Raw genomic sequence first — 11,607 nt, forward strand, 5'->3', positions numbered from 1 at the left:
CCATTCGTGCTCCATTTGGCTTTGCAGGATCTTTAAACGTAGTTAAAGTACCCAGCTCACCAGCAATTGCACTCAATTTATCTACGTTAAATAAATCAGCAGTCAGTGACTTTACTTTGAAGTTTGCAGCGGTCAAATTCTTAATAAATACATCACTATTCATAATCACTTGATTGTCTTGAATAATGAAAGGCATGTACTTTGTAGAAGAAGAACCAGTTGTGAAAAAGATTCTATCTGCTTGGAAACCTATAGAACTGACAACAGTTCCATTTGATGATTCACTTACCATCGACATACCAGAAAACACGCCGTTGTTATCCATTCCCATTACATATTTGCCTTTTACACCATCAATTAAATCTACTTGTGATTTAAGTTTGATAGCATTTTGGCCGTAAACCGATACTAAGGTTTGAAGCGCCCCTGCATAGGCACCCACATCAGTTGTGTAAGTAGTTTTGAAATTTTCAAAGTCGGCAATATTGTCTGCATCTTCGATATCAATAAAATCTAAATCTACTTCCCCTGCTTTCCCTGAATAGTTAGCAATGAAAACTGGCGTAAAGAATGCTGCCTTATTTGCAAAGGTTTTAGGGCTTAAAAGTGTTCCAGCACCGGCACTAGCACCAGCAGACCTTCCTTTAAAATATGCAGTTCCTGTGATCCATGTTCCTAAAGCTGGTGCGGTACCAGCAACAAGATAATGACTCGCTCCAATATCATTAATTTCAGTATTGTCTTGAGCTACATATTTTGTTTTCGTAGCGTTCTGACATGTTGCACCTACATAAACAACACCGGTACCACTCACACGGCGGAATCTATACTTCACACGATAGTATTTGCTGTCATCAATCGGTAAAGATGCAAACCAATTTATCCAAGCTTCATCATTTCCAACGTTATTACCAATTCGTAAAGCATACCCTCCACGACAAGTTGCATCTGCCACTATGGTCATTTCTGGCTTGTTTCCACTTGGAGTTTTAATTAGCCAATCTTTAAACCAAGTGTCCAATACAGAAGCCATGATTTTTTGACTGTTCGCAGAATACGAAGCTGTCATACGTTCAGTCGAAGATGCTATAGCTTCATTAGTTTTTGAAGCCGTTAAGTAGTCCCTTTCTAAGGTAGCTTTAGTTGTCGAAGCTAAGTCTTTAGCATCATTTGCAGCTTTATTTAGATACTCTGTGACTGCTTTATCTAAATTTGCTACTTCTGTATAGAACGTATTAATTCGACCCTTCAACGAGTCGCGTTGAGCTGCGGTTAGGGTGGTTTTAGTTGTTGTTGTTGAAATAATATCTGTAAAGAATTTTGGAGATAAATTATTTAGGTTATCCCATGCTGACTTAGCAGCAGTGATAGAAATACCCCAAGGGTTAGCTAAGTTTTGCAACCGGTTAAAATTGGATTCCATATCTTTGTAGCTATTGTACAAAGCTGACTTTTCAGTTGGTGTAATCACTAAATCTGACATCACATCATCAGCAATTTGTTTACCCGCAGCGGCATTGGCCGTTACTGTAGTTGACAATACACCGTTTACTTTTGATGTATCAGCTGCAGTATTTTCAGAAGTAATATCACCTACTTTTGTCCAGTCAGATGCAGTAAATGAACCGCTAGTTCGTCCAACTATTGCAACTGAAACAGTGCTACCATTTCTCCAAATGTCACCTTGAGCATAAGGAATAGTTGGTTGAGAGGTAAAAGTCTTAGACTTACTATTTGCAATGTTTTGAGCGTTTGTTGCAGCACTATTTACCGCATCAGTCACGGCCTTAGCTATTGCTTCAGCTTGATCATAGTAAGCCTTTAGTTTCGCCTTAAATGCATCTCGATTCGCTGCGGTCATCGTATAGTTAGTCGTCATACTAACTAGAACATCTAGCTCAATACGTGGAACAATGCCATTGATTGCATTATATGCTGTCGTAAATAAAGTACTTGTTACATTTAATGCTGTTGCTTGAGCTAGTAAATTCGAGTATTCAGCCTTTATTCTATTCCATTCATTATTTAGACTGGATTTTTCTACTGGGGTTATAACAAGGTCAGACATTATGTTATCTGACAGAGTTTTACCCAATTGAGCATTTGAAGATACTGTTGCTGCTGCTACTCCATTTACATTAATGACATCATTTGCAGTATTTTCAGCGGTTACATCGCCAACTTTGATCCAATCCGAAGCTATGAATGAACCAGTAGTTCGCCCTACTGTTGCAACTGAAACTGCATTACCATTTTTCCAGATATCACCTTGTGAATAAGGAATAGTTGGTTGAGTCGTAAATGTCTTAGATTTACTGTTGGCACTATTTTGTGCATTGTCCGCAAGGTTTTTTGCTTTTTCAGAAATTAACTTTACCAGCTCTTGTCGAGCATTATGAACATTCGCAAAGTTAGTAATAAATTGATTACGATCAATTGTACTGGTCACATTCATATTGGCAAACAAAGCAGCCAAATAAGTATTTAGCGTACTGAATGCAGTAGCGTAAGCAGATGAAGAAATACCGTAAGTCACAGCTTCAGCACGTAAGCTTGTGTCTGTCTGATAAAGAGTATCCCAGATAAGCTTTGCTTGCTTTTTCTCAACCGGAGTGAGTTTATTATCAGCTGCAATATCACTTAACTGAGACATTGGAACATCAACTTTCGCTTGAGATCCAGCTGTAGTTTCCATCAGTGAGGTGACAGTAAAAGGAGTTACTGATTTATATACTGATAAGTCCGTTTCAATGGCCGCTGACCACCCATCCTTAAAATAATCTGGTGGGTTAGTATGAGTAATTGTTGCTGACTCAACAGTAATTGCTGGATAAGACCAAGCATCTTTTTTGGTAATCAAGATACATACTTTATTGTTACTATCTAAGGCTAGAGCCAAACCTTTCGTGATTGCATTTGCTTCATCCATTGTTATCCCAAATGAACGAGCTGTCATGTTTTGATAAAAAGGTGTGGTGGATGTATAAGCATAAAATGCTAGATCCATATCAAAAATATTATCTTCTTTATTATTGTAGTTGTAACCTGAGATTTTGATCTTAGTCATGTAAGCATTAATAGTAATTGGCGTTTTAATTACAAGAGTGCCAGAAGTAGTAATTGCTTGACGCCAAGTTAATGGCTTAGCAAAAATTTTGCCACCACCTGAACTTAGTGGCTGAACGCTCATAGCATTAGTATATTCAGAAGTAAGCTTTTGAGATGATGCTGCAATCGCTTTCTCTACAGTTGTATTAGTAATATCAGCATTCAAAATATATGCACTGTTTTTACTATCTAACTTTGATGACATCTCAGATAGCTTACTAGCCCAACTTTCTTTAAAGTTTGTTAGAGTCGAAATTGAATCTGTGGCCGTAGAAACAAAATCTTGCAGTGTGGGATCTGCTGAAGCGTAATCAGTAACATCGTATTGTTCAATTTGAGCCAAAGTCCAAACAAGAGGTGCAGCAGATGTAGGTGTAGATCCGCCTGATACATATAAGTGACCTGAGTTAGAGAATGATCCAGTCGCACCACATTTAATCAATCGGATATAGGTTTCGAATTTACCTGTCCCTTCAGCACTACCTACAAATCGTTCAATAGCACCTGTCCCCATCGAGTTTCCAGCATTCACCAACTTATATCCTACGGGTAGTTTGATTAAGTATTTAATGACGAATACTGCATTTGCACGGCCATAAACAAGTTGGAAAAATCCACCCCAGACTGGATTCGCTGCACCAATGGTTTTGATTTCCAGCTCATGTGTTGATGTTGTCGGGTTATCCGCACTTTTTGCAATACGCGTAACAGTAACATTCCCATTGCCAGCATTGTTATATACACCTACTGCATTATTACCCTTCTTAAAGTTCACATCTCCTTGTAACAATTTTCCATTCGTAATCATCATTGCCAACATTGTTGTGTTTTCTAATGCCGAGCCAAGATTGTTAGTACTTGTTTGTAACTGTGAAATTTCGGTATTTTTGAGAGTTGCAAGATCTTGTGAAGTTTGGTCAGCTGTAGCTTTTGTTGTTTTCACTACTGTAGATAATCCACCAGGTACACCAGCATCATATTGGTTGATCTGTTGAACAATGACACCCTTGTTTGCATCAGCCTTAATAAAGGTGTCTTCTACAAACTGAGCATTTTGCTTGAGAGAAGATCTAAAACCTCCTTTAAAATTAGGTGCAGAATTACCACGGCTGATAAACATATTTGTTATCGTAAATGTTCCCCCAGACGGCGCATTATCAAAGCGCAAACCTAATGGGATAGCTTCAAATGCAGTAGCTTTTACATCAGAAGGGAAAATACCAGTCAATTCAATTTCACCGCTGGCCGCAACAATAAATGAAGGCAATCCAATGCTATAAGTTGCTCCATGAAACTGAATGCTACAAGTCGCGCCAACTAATCCAGCAGCAGCAGTATATTTGATACGGGCTACAATTGGATCTCCTTTATCGATAGGAATTTCTTTATGTTTGTATTGAAGTTCCCATACAGCAACTGTTCTGTTGGTTCCTGTTGAGATACTTAAAATTTTCGTATCGTCACCAAGTAAAATCCAGTTTTCTTCTGAGTATCGCAAGGTATCTAATTTTGCTGAAAAGATTTTAATTTCTTCAGCAAAAACTTCTTTTGCATCAGATCGAGTAATTTTTTCGTGAAGTATTTGTGCGTGATTTTCTAAAACCTTTTGCAAATTACCACTATTGTTGGCTAGGCCAATCGGAATACCACTAACCACTTGCATTGCTAGCATGATTTGCTTGGCCCCATTTGGACCTGTATCCGGTGTTGAATGTAATTCAATACCTCGACCTGAACCTATCCCTTTCTGCCCAATCAAAATGTATGCATCACGCCCAGAAATTTGATCAATTGTAAATGGATTTGCCCCTAGTGAAATTAGGGCATTTTTAACAGTAGCGATATTCACTCCAATGCTGTCGTAGTTAGTGACAATAACAAAGGTGTCGTTCGGAATAGCTGAGATGGCATTACTCATCGCTGTAGCGTTCCCTACAGCCGCATAAGTATCGTAACGAGTAGAAGTAGCAATAGACCCATCCGCAGCTAAAACATGTAATGAGAATCCACGTGCTGAAGCCACTGATTTGATTTCACCTTTTAGGTTTTTGATTCCAGTAAAAAAGCCATTCCAACCACATGAATAAACGCGATAGTTAAAAACTTGCCCGAGATCTTGGTTCAATTGCTTGTAACTTGATTCTAAATTTGTGATCGATTGCGTTGTGTTTTGCTGGTTATCACTAATAGTAGAATTAATTTCTTGAAACTTACCATCCACAGCTAATTTGTTCGTATCAACATTAGATTTTAGGACGGTATAGCTCTCAGAAAGGGCTGTAATTTTGTCGCCATTCTTCAGAACATCTGCTTTGGTACCTTCTATCGCTGTAGAATTAGCCTCAAGTCCTTTTTCTAATTCACGCGGATTTTTTCTAAAACCTGTAGCTAACTCACCTTTCTCAATTTGCACTTCACGAATTAAGAAGTCAGGAGCAAATCCGATTTGCGCATAGAGTATTAAGTTAATGTATTGTAAATTAATAAGATTTGTATCAAATGTATATGTACATAAAACTTCTTTATCAGTTGGAATGTTACTCCATGCAGTTCCAATTTGGTTGTTACTACCTGCAGCATCTCTACGATGAATAATTAGAAAAATTTGAGTCTGGGCAGCTGTCATTGACTTTGCTTTGAAGGACAATGTGTATTTCTGGTTCATTTCTAAACCTTCAGCTACAGTAATAGTCTCAACAAAACCTTTAAAATAAGTAGAAGTATTAGTTGATCTAAATCTTCCCCATGTTGCACCAAACTCATCTTTAAATACTTCTAATACACTACCTGCTACTGGTGAATTTTGTCGCCAATTTAAAGATCCTAAAGCGGCCGAGAAATCACCATTTTTTATTAAGTTATCGCCACCACTTGATGAAATGGCTGCTTTTATAACCTTACTTTCTTCAGCAATAGCTTGGTTTGTTTCAGTTTTCGTGTAACGAGTACTATCTAATGTGGCTGAACTATTGGTCCACAATTCACCAAATTTTTGTCGGAATTTAGCATCAAGTGATTCTGTCGCAGCTGAAATCGCTTTTGTAGTGTCCGATTTGCTCGAATAATCAACAAGAATCGATGATTTAACGATAGTACTATCAACATCAGCCTCATTCATTACTGGGGAGATTCTATATGCTTGAGCTTCCCACCAGCCACTATTCCCAGTATGACCTAAAGCTATACCTAACTGAATTTGAGGGTATGTATCAGCAACAGAAGTCATATTAATGACCTTGGAAATTAAGGTCCAAGATTCATTTGCAGGTATTTCTGAAACAGGTACACCGATACTTGTATAATTTGCAGTAGAAAAATTTCCGTCATTTTTGGCACGGCCAATAGGGATATAACAAAGTCCATTTGAATCGGAGCTTCGGCGAATAAGAAAGCTCACAATATAAGTGCGGGTATTTGGTAGTGCTTGTTTGTTGTAATTAAAACAGTTGACAGGATTACTAGTATCCTTTCTGAATACTGTATTTCCGACTTTTCCTGTGGTAGTTGTCTTAAAATATTGAGACATGTCCCAGCCATAATGGCTATACCACATATCAGGATTCTTACAGTTATAATCGCCAGCCAAAGAATCACTGTCATTAGCCGATTTAATTGCTTCATCTAATTTTGTCAGTGAAGTATTAAAGGTTTTTGTTTGAGACGCCGTAACTTCATCAAGTCTTGCATTAGTTGCATAATTATTCAGTGCTTGAGCAGTATTAAAAATACTCTTTTCTACATCAGTCATCCCTGCTTCAAGCTTAGATGTGCGCTGTGCTAATGCCTCATTTTCAGTAACATACGTTTGCTTAAATTCGGTGAGGTTAGCTGAAACTTGATCAAAGGCTGCATTAAAGTCATAAGGGCTCGCAATCCAGCTGTCAGTAGTTATAAATTCCCCTTTCACTAATACGGCCCAGTACACAGTACCTACACTTTGCTTGTCTGCTGTTGGCCTGTTTAGCATGTAGAAGTGAACTTCATTAGCTATACCTGCAGAAGTCTTAGTAAAGGTAATTTTGTTTATTACTTTTCCTGCTGTGCTGACAAGTTGCTGTAAGAGCTGACTGCCTCCACCAGCATATACTGCTAAACTTGAGTTCGTATCTCCCCCACCTCGTGTATGTTCAGAACACCATAGAAGTGTGTACTTCGCTCCAACTTCCCAATCTTCGCCTAATTTATAACGTAAATGAGGATATGAAACGCCATTGTACGTACCCATTACATTCGAGTTTATTAATAAGTTCGTACCAGCTGGTGCCGATTTACTTAGATTGGCAGATAAGGTGTTTGCTTGTTCAGTTACAGCTTTTAGTAAACCAGCTTGTTCAGTTACTGCCGATTTTGTTGTTTCTAATGCTTCAGTTGAGGCTTTCTTGCTTACTTCAGAATTAGTTAAAGTTAGATCGTTTCTTAGCTTTGAAATATCTATACTTTGAGAAGATAAAGTATCGCCATGCTTCTTCACTTCCGCTTGAGTGACTTTAATCGCTTCCGCATTAGCACTTAATGAACTTTGAGTATCCCGTGGGCTTGGGCTCCACGCTGTAGCTTTATTACCTGCTTCGATCTGTAATTTTTGAATTGTTGGAATTCGACCTGAGCCATAAGTTCCATAAAATTCAATAGTTGATTCAGTTGTACTTCCTGTATGTGCTTTCGGTAATACTGTCACGGCGAATTTTTGAAATTCACTCGCTTTTGTAACTGTCACAGAAGTAGTAAAAAAATGTGCAGATCCATTGGAAGAATAAACTTGAACTGTTCCAGCTACGGGTACACTCAATTCAAAAGAAATAGTAACCGGCTTATCTAAGTTTTCATCATAAAATGCTTTTAGCTCTTTGCTTCGTTCATATAATAAATATTCACGACTTGTTGCTGCTGTTGAAGTTCTTGGAGCTTCAGAATTTGCTACGGCATTTACCCCACCAAGCTTAATATTTTCTACGGCTGCGGTGATATCAGTTGAAACTCGGCCCATTGCACTTTCTAGATCACTCTTTGTAGCTGTTTTTGTTATAGCCTGAGCGTTAGTTTTAATACCAGTTTCTGCATTTTCTACTCTTGCTTCGAGTTCACTAGTCCGCTCTGCTTCAGCTTCAGTACGATTCGTTGCAGTCTTGAACAAATCATTTGCTGTAGCAGTTGAATCATTTGCGGATGCTAAAGAATTATTATCTTCAATAATGATGAAATTAAGCTGACTTATACCTGGTTGAGCAGAATAGTTACCAATAAACATTGGGGCATAATATTCTGCTTGAGCTGGGAATGTACGCGGATTATCAATAGTGCCTAGGCCCGTTGCTGCACCAGTAGACTTACCTTTAAAGTACATTACTACTTCTTGCCATTCGCCTAAAATAGGCTTAACCGCAGATAATAAGTAGTTTGATGAGCCCATATTTGTAGCTAGGACATTTGTAGTAGTTACATAATAAGTTTGATCTGCATTTTTACAGGAGACACCTAGATATATGCTTCCCGTATCACCTGCTACACGTTGGAAACGTGCTCGAACTCTATAAAGTGTATCTGGGTTAATTTTTGCAAAGTTATTCCAATGTAACCACGCTTCATTATTGCCAGCATTATTCCCAAGCTCAAGAATATAACCTCCCAATGCATCAGCATCCTGAATTACTTTAGCTTCACCAGTAGTACGCCAAGTTGTCCAGTCATCAATCCCTTTTGCAGTAACAACCGCCCGTACACCAGTAGTTACTTGTGTTTGTGACTTAAGGCTTAATAAGTTTTGTGCAAGTGATTCACTTGCTTTTACAGCAGTTGTTGCTGTTTGTTGGGCTTCTGCAGCATTATCAAAAGCTAATTTAGCAATATCGTCGGTAGACTTAATAGATGATGTAAGCCCCGAAATTTTCGTATTAGTATTACCTTCTAATGTAGTGACACTTTTTTGAACTTCTACTATTTGGCCTTGAACTTTCAGATTTTCTTTAGAGATATTAGTATCTAATGTTGAAAACTTTGTTGTGGTAGCTTGTTCGAATTCTGCTAAAGATTCGGTTACTTCTTGAATATTTGCATTAGATTGTCTGTCTGCTTCTTCTAAAGCTGCTTTTGTTCGATCAATACGTACAGATAAAGCCTTATCACCATCTGAAACAGATTTTGTGATAGTTACTAAATCTGATTCAGTTCTTGTTTTATTAGAATTGTAGTCTGTCTTAAGTTGTTCAAGCTTTTGGGCTTCTGAAACTAATTTATCATCGACAAGTTTTACTGAAGCTTCTACCTTTTCAATATATGAAGCATTACCAGTTACTTGATCACGCCAAGTTTTTGGAATAGTGTCATTTACAGTGGTGACATCCCAAACTTCATATGAAGCAACAATTACATCAACTGGTTTTTCAATTGAAGCGATTGGTGGATTGATACTATTAATAGGTCTGAAATGACCTTGAATTGTTGAGCCAATATCTGGTCCACATTTAATTACAGAATAATAAATTTCAAATTTACCTGTCCCCTCCGCACTTCCTAAAACTTTCAGGAATCCACCAGTACCTAATGCATTTCCATATGGTTGAAGCTTTAAACCTACTGGGATTTTGATGATTTGTTTTACTAAGAAAATCTTATTTGAAGCAGCTGAAAGTAATGGTGTATTTGGGAACCATCCCGAACCCAATAGGGCTGTAGATCTGATAAGAATTTCATGTGTTGAAGCTGTTGGGTTATCTGCGGACTTTACTTGTCGTGTATAGGTAGCACCCGCTTGGTTAACATAAGCAGTTAAATTATTACTTTCTTTGAAAGTGGGGTCATCACGTAATGGTTTACCTAATGATTGCATTCGAGCTAAGTCATTAGCGTTTAAGATATTTCCATTTGCCGTATCAAGGCTTGCTTGCAATTGACCAGTTTTTTCAGCAACAGATTTATCTAGTTCAACTACTGTTCGCTCAACACTATTGATTGCAGCTTTGTTGTCTCCAATTTGAGACTGGGCTGTACTAATTTGTTCAGTAAAAACCTTATCTTGAGCTGCACGTGTTTGTGACTCTTCCGAAATTAATGCATTTGATTTACCCAATTCATTTTGCATTTCTGAAAACTTAAGTTCAAAACTTTGGGTAATTGCTTCTTTATCATTGGCACGTGCTTCAGCTTCTGCTAGAAAACCCGTAGCGACTTTCTTATCAAGATCAACATACTGTGCAGCAACTTGATCAACCCTTTTAACAGTAGCTTCTGTTTGGCTTACGATTGGTTCAATTTTTTGGTTAATTAAAGTGTTGGTTTGTTCCCCCATAGCTAATTTAGCTGCATCAACCATTTGACCAGCTTTTATTAAGTTCTGATCAATATCTTGCTTTAAAGCAGCTTTAGTTTGGTCTACAACAATAAGTGCTTCATCAACCTGTTTTTTACGATCAATAATTTCTTGATCTGCAACTTTTTTTGCATTCTCTGCAACTAAGCGAATTTCATCTGAATCACTTCGAACATCAGCAATAATTGAATCTGTTTCGCTCTTGATAAAACCAATTTTATCATCGAGTTCTTTTTCAGCACGAATAGCCCGTTGTTGAGCATCTGCGACCATTGCTTCATTAGCTTGTACAGATTGATCTATCCGTTGATTAGCTTCATCTAAGCGTAGATTTGCATCATTTGTATGTTGTTCAACGATTAGTTTGGTATCAATAATTTCTTGATCTATATATGCTCGAACTTCATCAATTTTACTTTGTGCTTCCTGACCAACTTCTTTTACTTGGTCATGAATTTTTTGCACTTCTTCATCGATATGATTAATACCCTCTTCAAGCAATTTATATGCATCTGAGTCCTTAATATTTTCGATTAATTCTTCTACTTCTTTTATTTTTTCGTCAATTTCTTGGCTAATTTGATCTTTATTTTCATCAATTTTTTCCGCTTGCTCTTTTAACTCTTCTTTTAAATTCTCCAATTTATCAATTGCATCTTGAAGCGCACCTTGAAATGCTTTGGGATCAAGAGGAATTCCAGCAACCGTAAGAGTTGTACCAACGGCCATACTGCCCGCAACTGAACTATTACCAGCAACTGAGGTATTTCCAACTACGGTGCTATTACCTGTTAATGTACTATTACCAGTTTGCTGTGTATTCGCTTGTACATTCATCAACGGCGTTTTGATCGAAACGGTTGAACCAGAATCTACTTTTAAATTTTCTTTAGAAATAAATTCAATGTTGTCTTGACGAATTCGTCGTACACCGACTATCGCGCCGTCTCCGTGACTTACATAGCTATGAATTACTGGTCGTTCTTCATTACCATTTTCAAAGAAAACATAAACGTCTTCTCCAACAATAATTTGAATTTCAGTATCTAGATCACTGTCACCTACGGGGTAAGCAAAAGTTGCTGTAATGCCTTCACTCGCGCCATCTGTTAAACCATGAATGTGTACTTGTGCAGTACGACCTTTTGCGTTGTAACTTAAAATCTTTGCACGTGTGAAACCATTCATATTTT

General features: G+C 37.7%; 1 pseudogene. It reads right to left on the bottom strand.

What is annotated here, in order from left to right:
• Window positions 1-126: 126 nt before the first annotated feature.
• A pseudogene (locus MSG66_RS17790) lies at window positions 127-11,602 on the bottom strand (interleukin-like EMT inducer domain-containing protein); the annotation flags it as partial.
• Window positions 11,603-11,607 lie beyond the last annotated feature (5 nt).

The organism is Acinetobacter sp. IK31, assembly GCF_035615195.1.
Lineage (GTDB): Bacteria > Pseudomonadota > Gammaproteobacteria > Pseudomonadales > Moraxellaceae > Acinetobacter > Acinetobacter calcoaceticus_C.